Below are 16,897 nucleotides of genomic sequence, written 5' to 3'. Positions count from 1 at the left end.
CCGGCGGCGCCCCCGGCCGGTGCGGTCGGGGGCGCCGTTCGGGATCACTCGCGGGTGAAGGTGCCCAGCCCCTCCCGGTCGTAGAAGTCCAGCCGCACGCTCGCCGCCGTCCCACCCCCGTCGACGGTGAACAGGGCCCCGGCCAGGCCGTTGGCGTTCTCGCCGATCGACTCGAAGGTGAAGACGTCGCCGGAGTGGTGGGTCAGCGGGAACGTCGTCGGCGCCTGCGCCGGGCCCATCGTCATGGCGAGGCGGTCGCCGTCGGTGGTGACGGTGAGCGGCCCGTAGTAGGAGTTGGCGTAGGTGCCGGTGTAGGCGGCGAGGTCGCGCGCCGGCTGCGGGTCGGCCGGCGGCTGCGACCAGTCGGTCTCCGGGGCGTCGGCCTGCTCGATCTGGGCGAAGATCCCGGAGAGGAAGGTGAGCCAGTCGACGGTCGGCTCCCCGTGGCCGGCGACGTCGAGGAAGCCGGCGGTGATGGCCTCGGGGATGCCCTCGGGGTGCCCGTTGGTCAGGGCGACGATGCCGAGCTGCTCGGCGGGGAGCATGAGCACCGAGGTGGCGGCGCCGAGGGCGAAGGCGCCGGAGTGCCCGATCTGCAGCCGTCCCTGGTCGTCGTAGGAGACGTTCCAGCCCAGGCCGTAGAAGCCGGTGCGGGCGTCCGGGGACGCCGGCGGACTGGAGACGGAGTGCGGGACACGGGTGACCGCCAGTGCGTCGGGGTCGATGACCTGGGTGCCGTCGTGCACGCCGTTGCCCAGCTGGAGGCGGATCCACTGGGCCAGGTCGCGCACGGAGGAGCTGGCACCACCGGCGGGCGCCTCGGCGTCGGCGTCCCGGGTGTAGCGGGCCACCCAGGTCCCGTCGCCGGCCGGCACGTGGATGACGGCCTTGTCGGCCGCGGCCACGTAGTCCTCGTGGCGGTAGCTGGTGTCGGTCATCCCCAGCGGGTCGAAGAGCACCTGGTCGGCCAGGTCCTCCCACGACGTCCCCGTGGCGACGGCCGCGGCCTCCCCGCCCGCCGTGTACCCGAAGTTGCTGTAGTTGTAGCTCGACCGGAACGGGTCCAGGGGCTGCTGGTCGAGGTGCGACAGGACGTACTCGCGGTCGAAGCCGAGGTCCTCGAGCAGGTCACCCGCCCCCGTGTGCAGTCCGCTGCGGTGCGACAGCAGGTCGGCGAGGGTGGCGTGCTCGGTGACGTAGGGGTCGTTCAGGGCGAAGGACGGGTCGTACCGACCGACAGGCTGGTCCCACTCGACGACACCCTGCCCGACGACGCCGGCGATGACGGTGGACGCCAGTGGCTTGGACACCGAGGCGAGCTGGAACACCGTGTCCGGGTCCACGGGCTCGGGCCTGCCGACCTCCCGGACCCCGAAGCCCTTCGAGTACACGACCTGGTCCCGGTAGACCACGGCGACGGCCACGCCGGGGACCCCGGTGCGGTCCATGGCGTCCGTCACCAGCCCGTCCAGGCTGCTGACCGCGTGCTCGACCTGCTCCTGGCTCAGCGACGCGGCCGGCCCCGGCGGCACCGGGGGCAGCGTGCTCGTCGCAGGTGCGGGAGCGGCCACGGCGCCGGTGGCGCAGGCCGACGTCAGGGCGGTCAGGGTGGCGACGGCCGCGGCCGTGCCGGTCGACCTGAGCCTGCGACGGCGGAGGGCTGCTGCGTTCGGGGACTCGGACACGGGCACGGTCCTGACCGGCGCCGCCGCGCGGACGCCTGCTCGTCGAGCGCCACGGGCGGGGCCGGCCGGGGGCGGTCGGCACGCGGGGCACCCGTGGTCGCCGGGGACCGTAGTGGCGGGCTGACGTGGGCGTCCAGGGTCCGCGCCACGTGGGACCTAGGCACCTGGCGTGCGCTCGGCGGTGTCGGGAACCTCGGGCCATGGACCTCGCTGCCCCCGTCGTCCCGCTCGACGCGGGCTTCTTCGCCGACCCGTACGCGCTGTACGCGCGGCTGCGGGTCGAGGAGCCGGTGGCGCGGGCGGTGACCCCAGTGGGCATGCCGGTCTGGCTGGTGACGCCGTACGACGACGTCAGGGAGGCGCTCACCGACCCGCGGCTGGCCAAGGACGCCGACGGGTTCGCCCGGGTGCTGGAGAGCAAGCCGCTGCCGTCGAGTTCCCGGGTGGCGTTCACCCAGGAGCTCAACCGGCACATGCTCAGCACCGACCCGCCCGACCACACCCGGCTGCGCAAGCTGGTCAGCCGGGCCTTCACGGTGCGGGCCATCGCCGCCCTCCGCCCGCAGATCGAGGCGATCGCCGGCCGGCTCGCCGACCGCATGGCCGCCGGACCCGCGGAGGTGGACCTGCTCGACGCCTTCGCCTTCCCGCTGCCGATGGGCGTCATCTGCGAGCTGCTCGGCGTGCCGGACGCCGAGCGGACGTCGTTCCGCCGCTGGTCGAACACGCTCCTGTCCTCCGACGGCGCGGTCGACGAGCGCACTGCCGCCGGCATGTCGATGGCCGTGTACCTGACCGACCTCGTGGCGCAGAAGCGGGCGCACCCGGCGGACGACGTGCTGTCGGCGATCGTCGCCGCCTCCGAGGACGCCGACCGGCTCTCGGCCGACGAGACCGTGTCCATGGCCTTCCTGCTGCTGGTCGCCGGCCACGAGACGACGGTCAACCTCATCGGCAACGGGGTGCTGGCGCTGCTGCGCCGTCCCGACCGGCTCGCGGAGCTGCGCGCCGACCCCGGTCTGGTGCCGGCCGCGGTCGAGGAGCTGCTGCGCTTCGACGGGCCGGTCAACCTGGCCACGTTCCGGTACACCACCGCGCCGGTCGAGGTCGGCGGCACCACCATCCCCACCGGCGAGGTGGTGCTGGTGTCGCTGGCGTCGGCCAACCGCGACCCGGAGCACTACGCCGACCCCGACGAGCTGGACCTGCACCGCGAGGCCGGGCACCTGGCCTTCGGGCACGGCATCCACCACTGCCTGGGCGCGCCGCTGGCCCGGCTGGAGGGCGAGGTCGCGTTCCGCACCCTGCTCGACCGCTTCCCCGACCTGGCCCTCGCCGTCGACCCCGCCGCGTTGACCTGGCGGCAGAGCATCCTCATGCGCGGCCTGACCCGGCTGCCCGTGCGACTGCGCTGAACCGGCGCCCGGTGCGACCGAGCGCCGCGCCGCACGCAGCACCCGCGGAGTCAGCCCTGCATCGCGGCGGCCAGCGCGGCCAGTTCCTCCGCCTCGAGTCCCGCGTACGGATGGTCGACGACGTACAACCAGCCACCGTCGGCTTGCCGCCGGGCGACCTCGGCCGTGGTCGCGCCCACCGTCTGTTCGCCCGCGGTGTACGTCCACTCGTTGCTGAGGACGGCCAGGTCACCGGCCTCGATGGCGTAGCGGGTGCGCAGCGTCATCCGGCCCCCCATCGCGAGGAGCCCGGACCACAGTTCGCGGATGGCCTCGGTGCCGGTCACTGTGGAGCCATCCGGCAGGACCATCGTCGCGTCCGGCGCGTAGAGCGCCATCAGGCCGTCCAGGTCCTGGTCGTTGACCCCCTTCTCGACGGACGGGTGGATGTCTGCGAGGGCGACGCCGCGTGCCATGAGGCTCCCTACTCGACGGGACACAGCGGCGGCGACGCTAGCCCGCACCGGCGGTCCCGAGTCCCCGCGCGCCCTCGACGGACGGGCGGGCGGGCGCGCCGTGGTCTCCCGCGGTGGCGCGGTGACCAGCGGTGGTGCTCGCAGCGCTGGACCGCACGAGGCTCCCCTGCGTCCTGTCGGGGTTCACCCGAGGTGGGCGGGCCGGCGCAGGGACCGGGACGGGTCCGCCGGGACGACGGCGCGACGAGCACCCGGATCCGTGGTCTGCTGCGGTCCAGCAGCCGTCGGGGCGGCCACCGAGGAGGACGCGTGCGGCGCATCGTGTGTCGGGAGTTCGGTCCGGTCGACGGACTGACCCTCGTGGAGGAGCCCGACCCCACACCGGGGCCCGGCGAGGTGGTGGTGGCCGTCGAGGCGGCCGCGGTCAGCTTCGTGGACGGCCTGATGGTCGAGGGGCGCTACCAGGTGCGGCCGCTGCTGCCCTGGACGCCGGGGTCCGCGGTGGCCGGCCGGGTGCGCGCCGTCGGCGAGGGCGTCGGGGCGGTCGAGGTCGGCGACCCGGTCGCCGTGCTGTCGATGGCCGGTGGCGGGTTCACCACGCACCTCGTGGTCCCCGCCGCAGCGCTGTGCCGGCTGCCGCCGGGCCTGGCGCCGGAGCTCGCGGCCACCGCGATCGAGAACTACAGCACCCTGTCCTTCGCCCTGGCACACCGCGTGCGCGTCGAGCCCGGTGAGTGGGTCCTCGTACTCGGCGCGGGCGGGGCGATCGGCCTGGCCGCGGTGGACGTCGCCCGCGCGGCCGGCGCCCGGGTTCTGGGCGCCGCCAGCAGCGAGGCCAAGCGGACCGCCGCCACCGCGGCCGGTGCCGAGGTCGTCCTCGACTACACCGACCTGAAGGACCGCGTCCGCGAGGTGACCGGGGGCGGGGCGGACGTCGTCATCGACCCGGTCGGCGGCCCGCTGGCCGAGACGGCGCTGCGCTCGCTCACCGGCTACGGGCGGTTCTGCGTGGTCGGGTTCGCCGGCGGGGAGATCCCCCGGCTGCCGGCCAACGTCGTCCTGCTGCGCAACCGCAGCGTCATCGGGGTCGACTGGGGTGACTGGGCCCGGACCGAGCCCGAGGCCGCGAACGCGCTCGTGTCCGACGTCCTCGGGCGCATCGCGCGCGGCGAGCTCCGGCCGCCGCCGCCCACCTCCCTCCCGCTCGACGAGGCCGCGCACGCCCTCACGCGGCTGGCCCGACGGGAGGTCGTGGGGAAGCTCGCCCTGCTCCCTTGACCGGGAAACCCCGTTGCGCCCCTCGCTACAACGGGGAGGTGCGGATCCTGGAGACCGACCCCGACGACGCGCGCTTCGCCGCCTGGTGCGAGGTGTGGGCGGCGAGCCAGCGCGCGGACCGCCCGGACGAGCTGCCGCGGACGGCGCGCGACCACGTGGCCCTGGGACGCCGGCTGGTCGAGCCGGGTGGCTCGATGGAGGGCACCCACCGGGCCGCGGTCGCCGGGGACGCCGTCGTCGGCGCGCTGCGGCTGCTCCTGCCGGTGCGCGACAACACGACCGTCGCGTACGTCGACCTGGCGGTGGACCCGGACGCCCGCCGCCGGGGCGTCGGCAGCGCGCTGCTGGAGGAGGCCGGTCGGATCGCCGCGGCGGCCGGGCGGACGGCGATGGTCGCGGAGGTCGACGAGCCGGTGCCGGACACCGCCGGGCGCGCGTTCGCCCGGCACCACGGGTGGACGTGCGACCTGCAGGAGAGCCGCCGCGACCTGGCGCTCCCGGTGGACGAGGCACGGCTCGCGGCGCTCGAGACCGAGGCCCGTGCCGCCGGCGAGGACTACGAGGTGCTCACCTGGCGGGACCGGACGCCGGACGCCCTGGCCGAGGACCGCGCCCTGCTCGGCCGCCGGATGTCGACCGACGCACCGAGCGGGGACGTGCCGGTCGAGGAGGAGCACTGGGACGTCGCCCGGATCCGCGAGGACGAGGCGGCGCACGTCGCCCGGGGCCGCACGGTGCTCACCGGCGGCGCGGTCCGCGACGGCCGGCTGGTCGCCTACACCGAGCTGCACGTGCCGCTGGAGCAGCCCGAGCGCGCCCACCAGGGCGCCACGCTGGTGCTGCGCGAGCACCGCGGGCACCGCCTCGGCGCCCGCGTCAAGGTCGCGGTGCTGCGGGAGCTGGCCGCGACGTCGCCGCAGGTGCGGCGGATCAGCACCTACAACTCGGAGTCCAACCGGCCGATGGTCGCGGTCAACGAGGCACTGGGCTTCCGTCGCGCGGGTGGTCTGTCCACCTGGTCGCGCCGGACCTGACCCTCGTCGCGACGGGCTCCCCCTCGAGGAAGGACGTGATCAGGCCGGCCATCTCCGCCGGGCGCTCGAGGATGAACAGGTGTCCCCCGCCGCGGACGACGTGCATCGTCGCGTTCGGGATGCGCCAGGCGAGGATCCGCCCGTTGACCAGCGGGATGATCGGGTCGTCGTCCCCCGCCAGCACCAGCGTCGGCTGCCGCAGGGTGTGCAGCCAGGGCATGCTGGTCCACCCGGTGATCGCGTAGAGCTGGCCGACGTACCCGATCACCGACGGGGGCCGCACCCGGCCGATGACCGTGCGCAGCAGCCGGTGCGGGTCGGTGCGCGCCATGCCGCCGTAGATGCGCCCGGCGATCGACAGGTAGTGCTCGACGTCGCGGTACCGGCGCGGCGTCGCCAGCGCCAGCAGGGCCGACGGCGCCCCCGGCATGCCGCCCACCCCGGGGGCGGTGGCCGCGAGCACCAGGCCCCGCACCCGGTGGGGTGCCTGGTGGGCCAGCTGCTGGGCCACCACACCGCCGAGGGAGACGCCGAAGACGTCCACCTCGTCCAGCCCGAGGGCGTCGAGCAGCCCGATCACGGTCCGCACCAGCCCCGGCATCCGCCGCGGGGTGCGGTACGGCGTCGAGCCACCGATGCCGGGCGCGTCGAAGCTGATCACCTGGCGGCCGCGGGCGGCGAGCTCCCGCTCGAAGGACTCGGCCAGCTCCAGGCTGGCGCCCAGGCCGGTGATGAGCAGCAGCGGACGCCCCGAGCCGCGGACCGACGTCCGCAGCCGCACCTCCCCCACCTGGATGGTGCGGACCTCCGCCGGCCTCACGCGAATGCCGAGGCGCCGGTGATGTCCCGGCCGACGATGAGGGTCTGGATGGTCTCGGTGCCCTCGAAGGTGTGGATCGACTCGATGTCGGCCATGTGCCGGATGACGTGGAAGTCCAGCAGGATCCCGTTGCCGCCGAGCAGGTCGCGGGCCTCGGCGAGCACCGCGCGGGCGGTGCTGGTGTTGTGCGCCTTGGCCAGCCCGGCCAGCGTCGGCTCGACGCGCCCGGCCATCCCCAGGTCGGCCAGCCGCCGGCAGTACAGCTGCATCGCGGTGACCTTCGCCAGCATCCCGACCAGCCGCTCCTGGATGAGCTGGAACTCCACCAGCGGCTTGCCGAACTGCTTGCGCCGCCCGGCGTAGGTCAGCGCCGCCTCGTACCCGGCGACGGCGTGGCCCAGGGCCATCCAGGCGCAGGAGCCGCGGGTGGTGGCCAGCACCGCCCCGGTGTCCTTGAAGCTGCGCGAGCCCGGCAGGTGGTTCTCGGCCGGGACGCGCAGGTCCTCGAGCTCGATCTCGGCCTGCCACACGGCGCGCAGCGACCCCTTGCCCTCGATCCGGCGCGCCCGGTAGCCCGGCGTCCCCTTCTCGACGAGGAAGCCCTTCACCTGGCGGTCGTCGGTGTCGCGGGCCCACACCACGACGACGTCGGCGACGGTGCCGTTGCCGATCCACTTCTTCGACCCGTTGAGCACGTAGGAGTCGCCGTCCCGGCGGGCCGACGTCTCCAGGGCGATCGAGTCCGACCCGTGGTCGGGCTCGGTGAGGGCGAAGGCGCCGAGCGCCTCGCAGCGGGCCATCGGCGGCAGCCAGCGCTGCTTCTGCTCCTCCGAGCCGAGCATGGCGATCGACTTCATCGCCAGCCCCGCCTGGACGCCGAGGAAGGTGCCCAGGCTGCCGTCGCCGCGGTTGAGCTCCATGTGGATGAGGCCGGCGGAGAGGTGGTCCATCGGCGGGCAGCCGTAGCCCTCGATGCCGTCACCGACCAGGCCTGCCGCGCCCAGCTTCTCGGCCAGCTCCCGGGGGAACTCCGCGCGCTCCCAGTAGCCGTTGATCACCGGCAGCACCTCGTCCTCGACGAAGGCCCGGGTGCGCATCAGGTGGTCCATCTGCTCGGGCGAGAGCTCCTCGCGCAGCTGGAAGTAGTCGGTGGACAGTGCGTTGCCGATGCCCTCTGCCAACGTCACGTCAGTCGCCTCCCGTCGCAGCGTGCCGGTCCGCGTGTCACTTGTCCCGGACGTAGCTGCCCGGGGCGTCCTCCCGGACCCGGAACCGGGCGCTGCCGAGCTGCTCGGGCGCCGGCTTGTCCGGCCCGGAGCGTTCCCCGAGCCACGCGGAGTAGTCCGGCCACCAGGAGCCCTTCTCGGTGCGGGCGGTGTCGCTCCACTCCTCGACCGCGGCCGAGTTGTCGTCGGTGACCCGGTAGCTGGACTTGGGGTTGCCCGGCGGGTTGACCAGCGCCGCGATGTGCCCGTTGGTGGAGAGCACGAAGCGCATCTTGCCGCCGAGCAGCTGGCTGCTGCGATAGCACGACTGCCACGGGCAGATGTGGTCGGCGGACCCGGCCAGCACGTAGGAGTCGACGGTGACCTGGCTGAGGTCCACCTCGGTGCCGAGCAGGGTCACGCTGCCGGGCCGGGTGAGCTTGTTGCCCAGGGCCATGTCGACGAAGTCGGCGTGCAGCTGGGCGGTCATCCGGGTGGTGTCGGAGTTCCAGGACAGGATGTCGAACTTCGGCGGCCGCTTGCCCTGCAGGTAGTTGTTGACCCAGTAGTTCCAGATCAGGTCGTTGGGCCGCAGCCAGGCGAACACCTCGGCGAGCTTGCGGCCGTCGAGGTAGCCGGCGCGCTGGGACGCCGCGACGGACTGCGCGGCGGTGTCCGGGTCCATCGTCGCGCCGAGCAGGCCGGCGCGCGTCTGGTCCAGCACGGTGACCAGCAGGCTCAGGCTGGCCAGCCGGTCCTGCCGCCCCTTCGCGGCCAGGACGGCGGCGGTCATGCTGGCCAGGATGCCGCCCGAGCACGTGCCCATCAGGTGGGTGGCGTCCTCGCCGGTGATCTCCTCGACGGCGTCGAGGGCGTCGAGGATGGCAGTGGCGTAGGTGTCGAAGCCCCAGTCGCGGTGCCGGGCGTCGGGGTTGCGCCAGGAGACCATGAAGACCTGCTGGCCCTGGCCGACGAGGTGCTCGACCAGGCTGCGTCCGGGCGCGAGGTCGAGCACGTAGTACTTGTTGATCGTCGGCGGCACGATGAGCACGGGCACCGTGCGGACGGTCTCCGTCGTCGGCCGGTACTGGATCAGCTCGAAGACCGGCGTGCGCAGCACGACCGCGCCGGGGGTGACGGCGAGGTCCTCGCCCACCTCGTAGGCGTCCGGGTCGACCATCGTCGGCACCCGCGGCGGGCTGGCCAGGTCGCGCACCAGGTTCCGCGGGCCCCGCACGATGTTGGCGCCGGCGGTGTCGATGACGGCCTTCCACGCCACCGGGCTGATCAGCGGGTTGTTGCTGGGCGCGAGCGCGTCGACCAGGTTGGTGCCGGCGAAGCGCACCCGCTCGGCGTCCTTCCACTCCAGCGGCACGTCGTGCAGCAGGCCGAGCGCGGTCTCGCCGGTGACGAGGTAGGCCTGCACCAGGCGCCGCAGCAGCGGGTTCTCCGTCCACGCCGGGTCGGCGAAGCGCCGGTCCCGCTTGGAGGGGGCCACGTCGCACGTGCCGACGGCGATCTGCGCCAGCTGGCCGGCCAGTGACCGCGCCCGTGCGGCCACCCGGTCCGGACGGCGCGCCAGCCCGCCCAGCAACTTCAAGCCCGGCTTCCCCGGGGACAGCCGCCGCAGCGTCCCCTGGGCCGCCTGGGTCAGCAGCAGGTCGAGCGGCCCGGCCGCCCCCGCCACCTCACGCGTGTCGTCCTCCGATGCCATGCCGGCCTCCCTCTCTGACGACTCCCCCCAAGACCCTGCCACCGTGCCGCCGCGCTCACAAAAGCGGGGGGCCGGTGTCACACCAGACCGAGGGAGTGCACCGCCTCCGCGACCTGCAGGAACCCCGCCACGTTGGCCCCGAGCACGAGGTCGCCCGGGGAGCCGTACTCCTCGGCCGTCTCGTGGCAGCGGGTGTGGATGTCGCGCACGACCTCCTCGAGGCGGGCCTCGGTGTGCTCGAAGGTCCAGCGGTCCCGCGAGGCGTTCTGCTGCATCTCCAGCGCGGAGGTGGCCACCCCGCCGGCGTTGGCGGCCTTGCCCGGGGCGAAGGCGATCCCGGCCTCGCGGAACACCCGCACCGCGTCCGGGGTGGAGGGCATGTTCGCGCCCTCGACGACGTACCGGCAGCCGTTGCGGGCCAGCGTCGTCGCGGCATCGCCGTCCAGCTCGTTCTGCGTGGCACTGGGGATGGCGAGGTCGCAGGGGACGTCCCAGATGCTGCCGCCCTCGACGAAGGTCGCCGAGGCGACCCGGTCGGCGTAGGCGCTGATCCGACCGCGCTCGACCTCCTTCACCTGCTTGAGGACGTCGAGGTCGATGCCCTTCTCGTCGACGACGTAGCCGCTGGAGTCCGAGCAGGCGACCGCCGTCCCGCCGAGCTGGTGCACCTTCTCGACGCCGTAGACGGCCACGTTGCCCGACCCCGAGACCACGACCCGCCGCCCGTCGAAGGACTCGCCGCGGGCCTTGAGCATCTCGTCGGCGAAGAAGGCCGCGCCGTAGCCGGTGGCCTCGGTCCGCACCAGCGAGCCGCCCCAGCCGAGGCCCTTGCCGGTGAGCACCCCGGACTCGTAGCGGTTGGTGATCCGCTTGTACTGGCCGAACAGGTAGCCGATCTCGCGGCTGCCGACGCCGATGTCGCCGGCCGGCACGTCGGTGTACTCCCCCAGGTGGCGGTAGAGCTCGGTCATGAACGACTGGCAGAACCGCATGATCTCGGCGTCGGAGCGGCCCTTGGGGTCGAAGTCGGAGCCGCCCTTGCCGCCGCCGATCGGCATCCCGGTGAGGGCGTTCTTGAAGACCTGCTCGAAGCCGAGGAACTTGATGATGCTCAGGTTCACCGAGGGGTGGAACCGCAGGCCGCCCTTGTAGGGGCCCAGCGCGGAGTTGAACTCGACCCGGAAGCCGCGGTTGATGTGCACCTCGCCGCGGTCGTCCTGCCACGGCACGCGGAAGATGATCTGCCGCTCGGGCTCGCAGATGCGCTCGACGGTCTTCATCTCGGTGTACTCGGCGTGCCGCGTCAGCACGACCGCGAGGGACTCGAGCACCTCGCGGACGGCCTGGTGGAACTCGACCTCACCCGGGTTCCGGCGGAGGACCTCGTCGTAGATCCGCTCCACGACCGGCGGCACGTCTGCGTTCACTGCTCTCCGATCCTCACCCTCCCGGCGTCCACCGGGCGGTCTCGGAGGACCGTACGAGCCGTCCGGAACGGGATCGTCCTCGGGGTACGGGGCCGTGGGGGCGTGCGACCGCCCCCGCACGGACCGGCCCCGTCGCCGGGAACCACCCGCTCGTGGACGCAGGTCGCGGCAACCCGCGGCTCAGTCCGGCGTCGCCCCGGCGATGACCATCCCGCGCGTGCCGTCGACGGTGACCTCCTGGCCGGTGACGAGGTGACTCGTCGCACCGGGGACACCGACGACTGCGGGGATCCCGTACTCGCGGGCCACGACGGCCCCGTGGGAGTTGGCCCCACCCATCTCCATGACCAGCCCGCCGGCGGTGAGGAACAGCGGCGTCCACCCGGGATCGGTGGACGGCGCGACCAGGACCTCGCCGGGCACGAGGTGCGCGCCCGTGGGCTCGAGCACGACGCGCGCCCGCCCGGTCACCGTCCCGGCCGACGCCGCGGTGCCCACGAGGGCACCGGCATCCGCGGGTGGCCCGGCCGACACCGCCTCCGGCTCGGTGCCGTCGCTGAGCAGCACGCGCGGTACGCGCCGCCGGGCCATCTCGCGCTCGTACGTCACGCGGCGCCCGGCGACCACGTCCTGCAGCCCCCCGCCACCACGCAGCGCGTCCCGGACCTCCCCCAGCTCCAGGGCGAACACGTCGCCGGCCTCCGCGAGCACCCCGGCCGTCACGAGGTCCGCGCCGATGGACGCCAGCAGGGCCCGCACCCGACCGAGCACCAGCACGAGGTCGTACTTGGGCAGCTCGCGCAGGCCGGCCAGCTGGCGGGCGCGGTCCAGCGCGAGCGCGACCAGGGCCCCACGCAGCCGTCCGCGCCGATGGGCACGATCGGTCAGCACGGCCACCATGCCCTCGGCCTGCGCGGCCGAGCCGGCGAAGACGGCGTCCGGTGCCCGGCCGGAGTCGTCCAGCTGCAGGTAGTTGGCGAGGACGCCGAGGAGGTGGGCCGGGTTCTCGGCCCACCGGGGCACCCCGACGTCGATCTCGGCCACGGCACGGAACCCGTAGCGGCCCAGGAAGTCGCCCAGTCCGCGCTGCAGGACGGGGGGCAGCGTGCCGGCCCGGTACCGCTCGGCCAGCTCCACCGCCGTCCCGTGCCGCACCGCGTCGGCGGACGCCGCGCAGGCGCGCACGGCGGTCGCCAGCCGCCAGAGGTCCAGGTCCATCTCCGTGGTCACGTTGTGCGGCAGTCCCCGGAGCACCGTCGCGAGGTCCCCCGGGTGCGCGTCGGGGCCCAGCAGCACCCCCGCCAGGCCGAGCAGGCCGAACCCGGTCGCCATGGGCGGCGCCACCCGTGGCACGACCTGCGGGATCGCGTCGCCGAGGAGGTCGAGGACGGCGTCCAGCCGCTCGATCGCGGGCGCCTGGTCCCCTGGCAGCGGGCGCTCCCGGAGCCCCGCGCCGAGGCGGTCGAGCCGCCGGCGGGCGGCGGCCGGGCTGACCAGGGCCTGCACCACCTGCAGCGGGACGCCGTACCGCGCGGCCACGAACGCCAGCCGCCGTGCCACCGGCCGCCAGGAGCGGTGCACGACCGACAGCCGTGGATCGTCGAACAGGCCGCGCAGGACGACGGCCGAGCGCGCCTCCATGACGTCGAGCAGCCGGGGGAAGTACGTCCGGCCCGCCCTGCTGCGCACGATCGGCGTGATGTCGAAGAACAGCCGACCGGCGGCGTCCTGCATGCCGGGTGCGCCGGCCACCGGATCGGCCGGGGGGCGTCCGGCGAGGCGCAGGGCCGACCCGCCCAGCAGGCGGAGGGCCGAGATCCCCATGGGGGTGAGCGGCCGGGTCAGCCCCTGCGCGAGGCTGGCGCAGAACCAGACGCGCAGGCCGTCGTCCCGGGCCGGGCGCTGCGGGACGGGGAACAGCGTCGTCACGGGGCGGGCCTGGGTGAGCCACAGCGTCCCGGCCCCGTCGATCGCCCACTCGGTGTCCTGCGGTGCCCCGTAGTGCTCCTGCACGCGGGCGCCGAGCCGGGTCAGGGCCCGGAGCTGCTCGTCGGTGAGGCAGGCGTCGCGCCCGCCGCCCAGGCGGCGTTCGAGCACGGCGCCTGTCGCGCTGTCGAGCACGACGTGGTCGGGGTCGACCGAGCCGCTCACCACGGCGTCCCCGAGCCCGGGCGCGGCGTCGACGACGGTCTCGGTCCGCCGTCCGGTGACCGGGTTGGCCGTGAACATCACGCCGGCCACCGCGGCGTCGACCATCCGCTGCACCACGACCGCCAGCCGGGTCCGGGTGGAGTCGATGCCGTTCCGCTCCCGGTAGACGACGGCGCGGTCGGTCCACAGCGAGGCCCAGCAGCGGTGCACCGCGTCGAGGACGCCGTCCTCCCCGATGACGTCCAGGTAGGTGTCCTGCTGGCCGGCGGAGCTGGCGAACGGGAGGTCCTCGGCCGTGGCCGAGGACCGGACCGCGACCGGGACCGAGTCGCCGAGCCCCGCGTAGGCGTCCGCGACCGCCGCGGCCACGGACCGCGGCACGGGGGCGGCCAGGATCCGTTCCCGCGCAGCCCGGGCCAGCTCGGCGGCGGGCAGGGCCGGCCCGTCGAGCAGCTCGGCGAGACCGGCCGCGACCGCCAGCTCGGCGTAGGCGTCCGTGGTCACGCAGAAGCCGTCGGGGACCGGGAACCCGGCTCCGATCAGCTCACCGAGGTTGGCCGCCTTGCCACCGGCCAGGGCGAGGGCCGAGGCGTCGAGGTCCCGCAGCGGGACGACGACCGGGTGCCGGCCCGTGGGCGTCGCTGCGGACTGCGGCGCGGTACCCATGGCGCCGGCCCTCCCTCCCGGTCAGCCGCGGGCGACCACGGTCGTCACCGGCAGTCCGAAGCGCCGCTCGATCTGGTCCGGGACACCGGAGCCCAGCCAGCGCGACACCCGCTTGGGCAGGGTCGCGACGACGATCTCGTCGAACCGTCCCGCGGCGAGGGCGTCCCCGACGGCCTCGACGGGGTCGGCCCGGCCGAGGGAGCCCTCGGCCCGGGCGCCCAGCTCGCCGAGCTCGGCGAGGATCTCCGCGAGCCGGCCCTGGGCCTCCTCGGTGGCCTCCTCGTCGGTCGCCGGGCCGCCGTACCCGGTGGCTAGGGTGGGCATGGGGACGAGGCCCCCGGCCGCGGGGACGACGTGGTAGTTCGCCGCGGCCGTGTTCGGGACCACCACGTGGAAAGAGCACTCCCCGGCCTGCACGCGGCGCTCGAGCTCCCTCCTCAGCTCGGGCCCGCCGATGGTCTGGTTGGCGACGACGAGGACCCTGCGCATGGGACCGACCTCCTGTCCGATCGACCTGCCGACGGCGTCTGCGGGTGGACGCCCGCCCGGGCCCTCACGCCCGGGCTCCGGTCTGCATCTCCTCCAGCTCCTTGCCCTTGGTCTCCTGCACCCAGCGCAGCACGAAGACGAACGACAGCACCGCGCAGACGGTGTAGAAGCCGTAGGCCAGGCCGAGGGACGCGTCGCTCAGCTTGGGGAAGCTCACCGTGATCAGCCAGTTGGCCACCCACTGACCGCCGGCGGCGAAGGCCAGCGCCGCGGCGCGGATCCGGTTGGGGAACTTCTCGCCGAGCAGGACCCAGACCACCGGGCCCCAGGACATGCCGAAGGCGACCACGAACAGGTTCGCCGCGACCAGCGCGATCGGGCCGGTCGCACCCGAGAGCACCGGGTTGCCCTCGGCGTTCACCGGCGCGGTCCCGAAGATCACCGTCAGGGTGCCGAGCGTGACGGCCATCCCCACCGAGCCGATGAGCAGCAGCGGCCGCCGGCCGAAGCGGTCGACCGTGGCGATCGCGATCAGGGTGGTCGCGATGTTCACCACCGACGTGATCACCGTGATGACGAAGGCGTCGGACTCGCTGAAGCCGACGGCCTCCCACAGGACGTTCGAGTAGTAGAAGATCACGTTGATCCCGACGAACTGCTGGAAGACCGACAGGCCCAGACCCACCCAGACGATCGGCAGCAGCCCGCTCCGCGGCGCGCGCAGGTCCGCCCAGGAGGGCGGCTTCTCGCGCTCCATCGTCTCCCGGATCCGGTTGATCTTGATGTCGAGACCGCGCTCGCCGAGCAGGGAGCTCAGGATCCGCCGCGCCTCGGGGATCCGGTGCGTGGCGATGAGGTAGCGCGGCGACTCGGGGATGGTCATGGTGAGCAGGCCGTAGATGACGGCCGGGATCGCCATGGCGAGGAACATCCACCGCCACGCCTCGAGCCCGAACCAGAACGGCTCGCGCGACCCCCCGGCCGCCGCCGCGAAGGCGAAGTCGACCAGCAGGGACAGGAAGATGCCGGTGACGATGGCCAGCTGCTGCAGCGAGCCGAGGCGGCCCCGGATCCGCGCCGGGGCGACCTCCGCGATGTAGGCCGGGGCGATGACCGAGGCCACGCCGACGCCGATGCCGCCGACGATGCGGCCGAGGATCAGGATGATCAGGTTGGGCGCGAACCCGGTGACCAGGGCGCTGACGAAGAACAGCACCGCGGCGACCTTCATGGTGAACAGCCGGCCGAAGCGGTCGGCGAACTTCCCGGCCGTCAGCGCGCCGGCCGCGGCCCCGAGGAGGGCCGAGGCGACGGCGAAGCCGAGCGGACCCGGCGCCACGTCGAACCGGTCCTCCACCGCGGCGACGGCGCCGTTGATGACCGCGCTGTCGTAGCCGAACAGGAACCCGCCCAGCGCGGCCACCGACGCGATGCGTATCGCGCTGCGGCCACTCCCGGTGTCGGCGTCGTCGTAGATGGACGCCTGCTCGCTGAACGAACCGTGCTCGCTCATCTGATCCCCTCCGCTGTGCCCTGGTCGCTGCCACGTCCCGTGCTCCCCGGCCACCCGCCGGGCACCGTGCTCGTCACCGGCGCCGCGCGAGGTCGGCGGCGCCGACGATCCCGGCCTCGGGGCCCAGCTCGGCGAGCCGGACGCCGGGCACCTCCCGGTACGCCCGCGCGGTGATCCGCTCCTGCAGCGACCGCTCGGCCGGCTCGCGCAGCAGCTCGCCGGCGGCGGAGACCCCACCGCCGAGCACGAACATCCCCGGGTCCAGGACCGCGGCGAGGGCCGCCATGCCCTGCCCGAGCCAGGTGCCGATGACCCGGAACGCCTCCAGGGCCGCCTCGTCGCCGTCCTGGGCGGCACGGGTGACGTCCAGCCCGGTGATCGCCTCCGGCTGGCCGCTGGCCAGCTCGAGCAACCGGCCGGCGATGGCGGGCGAGACGGTGGCGAGCTCCTGCGCCTCGAGGATGAGCGCCCGGCCGCTGGCGTAGCGCTCCCAGCAGCCGCGGCCGCCGCAGCCGCAGCGCCGTCCCCCGGGCTCCACCGTCACGTGCCCGAACTCCGCGGCGATGCCGAGCCGCCCCCGGTAGAGCTCCCCACCGATCACCAGCCCGCCGCCGAGGCCGGTCCCGACGGTGAGGACGACGAGGTACTGCTGGCCCCGCCCGGCACCGAACCGGGCCTCCGCCCACGCCGCGGCGTTGGCGTCGTTCTCGACCACGACGGGCAGGCCGCACCGCTTCTCGAGGTTCCGGCGCAACGGCTCGTCCCGCCAGGCCAGGTTGGGCGCGAACACCACCGTGGACCGCGCGGCGTCGACGAAGCCGGCGGCGCCGATGCCGACGGCCTCGATGTCGTGCGAGGCCTGCAGCTCCCGGACGACGTCCGCGATGAGCATCTCGATCTTGGCCGGGTCGTTCGACGGTGTGTCGCGGCGGGCGCTGGCGACGATCCCGCCCTGCTCGTCGACCACCCCGGCGGCGACCTTGGTCCCGCCGATGTCCACGCCGATCGTGAGCCCCACGGTCCACCTCCTCGTGCGTACGCCTCG

13 protein-coding genes are annotated in these 16,897 nt (G+C 74.3%); 3 read left to right on the top strand and 10 right to left on the bottom strand.

All coding sequences use genetic code 11. From position 1 onward, the window contains the following. Positions 1–44: 44 nt before the first annotated feature. The gene (locus ACWIX7_RS24360) at positions 45–1,685 is read right to left on the bottom strand and encodes a serine hydrolase (protein ID WP_448618979.1); all 1,641 of its coding nucleotides are present in this window, start codon (positions 1,683–1,685) and stop codon (positions 45–47) included. A 200-nt stretch (positions 1,686–1,885) separates the two neighbouring features. Between ACWIX7_RS24360 and ACWIX7_RS24355 the strand changes: the two genes are divergently transcribed. After that, entirely contained in the window at positions 1,886–3,100 is a 1,215-nt protein-coding gene (locus ACWIX7_RS24355) for a cytochrome P450 family protein (protein WP_448618978.1), read from the top strand. Positions 3,101–3,150: 50 nt separating this feature from the next. On the opposite strand, the gene ACWIX7_RS24350 is transcribed toward ACWIX7_RS24355, so the two are convergent. Beyond that, positions 3,151–3,555: a YybH family protein gene (locus ACWIX7_RS24350; protein WP_448618977.1), complete on the bottom strand. Its 405-nt coding sequence runs from the start codon at positions 3,553–3,555 to the stop codon at positions 3,151–3,153. A gap of 309 nt (positions 3,556–3,864) precedes the next feature. Between ACWIX7_RS24350 and ACWIX7_RS24345 the strand changes: the two genes are divergently transcribed. Both ACWIX7_RS24345 and ACWIX7_RS24340 read left to right on the top strand, forming a co-directional pair. Continuing rightward, a complete protein-coding gene (locus ACWIX7_RS24345; protein WP_448618976.1) occupies positions 3,865–4,833 on the top strand; it encodes an NADPH:quinone oxidoreductase family protein in 969 nt (322 codons plus the stop codon). A gap of 38 nt (positions 4,834–4,871) precedes the next feature. After that, the gene (locus tag ACWIX7_RS24340) at positions 4,872–5,867 is read left to right on the top strand and encodes a GNAT family N-acetyltransferase (RefSeq protein WP_448618975.1); all 996 of its coding nucleotides are present in this window, start codon (positions 4,872–4,874) and stop codon (positions 5,865–5,867) included. Here the strand turns inward: ACWIX7_RS24340 and ACWIX7_RS24335 are convergent. From ACWIX7_RS24335 to ACWIX7_RS24300, 8 genes are all read right to left on the bottom strand, one after another. After that, positions 5,806–6,687, bottom strand: a complete 882-nt coding sequence (locus tag ACWIX7_RS24335; RefSeq protein ID WP_448618974.1) for an alpha/beta fold hydrolase — start codon at positions 6,685–6,687, stop codon at positions 5,806–5,808. The genes ACWIX7_RS24340 and ACWIX7_RS24335 overlap by 62 nt on opposite strands. Continuing rightward, the gene (locus tag ACWIX7_RS24330) at positions 6,684–7,874 is read right to left on the bottom strand and encodes an acyl-CoA dehydrogenase family protein (protein ID WP_448618973.1); all 1,191 of its coding nucleotides are present in this window, start codon (positions 7,872–7,874) and stop codon (positions 6,684–6,686) included. The genes ACWIX7_RS24335 and ACWIX7_RS24330 overlap by 4 nt, the downstream gene beginning before the upstream one ends. Before the next feature lie 37 nt (positions 7,875–7,911). Then, positions 7,912–9,606 (bottom strand): PHA/PHB synthase family protein, encoded by a 1,695-nt coding sequence (locus tag ACWIX7_RS24325; RefSeq protein WP_448618972.1) that lies wholly within the window; start codon positions 9,604–9,606, stop codon positions 7,912–7,914. Positions 9,607–9,683: 77 nt separating this feature from the next. Further along, complete coding sequence (gene gdhA / locus ACWIX7_RS24320) at positions 9,684–11,033, bottom strand: NADP-specific glutamate dehydrogenase (RefSeq protein ID WP_448618971.1); 1,350 nt, start codon at positions 11,031–11,033, stop codon at positions 9,684–9,686. A gap of 180 nt (positions 11,034–11,213) precedes the next feature. After that, positions 11,214–13,850, bottom strand: a complete 2,637-nt coding sequence (locus ACWIX7_RS24315; protein ID WP_448618970.1) for a PEP/pyruvate-binding domain-containing protein — start codon at positions 13,848–13,850, stop codon at positions 11,214–11,216. A 21-nt stretch (positions 13,851–13,871) separates the two neighbouring features. Further along, positions 13,872–14,339, bottom strand: a complete 468-nt coding sequence (locus ACWIX7_RS24310; RefSeq protein WP_448618969.1) for a hypothetical protein — start codon at positions 14,337–14,339, stop codon at positions 13,872–13,874. 64 nt (positions 14,340–14,403) lie between these two features. Then, complete coding sequence (locus tag ACWIX7_RS24305; protein WP_448618968.1) at positions 14,404–15,852, bottom strand: sugar porter family MFS transporter; 1,449 nt, start codon at positions 15,850–15,852, stop codon at positions 14,404–14,406. A 73-nt stretch (positions 15,853–15,925) separates the two neighbouring features. Continuing rightward, positions 15,926–16,870 (bottom strand): ROK family glucokinase, encoded by a 945-nt coding sequence (locus ACWIX7_RS24300; RefSeq protein ID WP_448618967.1) that lies wholly within the window; start codon positions 16,868–16,870, stop codon positions 15,926–15,928. Positions 16,871–16,897: the final 27 nt, after the last annotated feature.

Source organism: Geodermatophilus sp. URMC 65 (assembly GCF_053502545.1).
The sequence above is the reverse complement of the archived record's forward strand: the minus strand, read 5'-3'. Positions and strand labels throughout refer to the sequence as shown.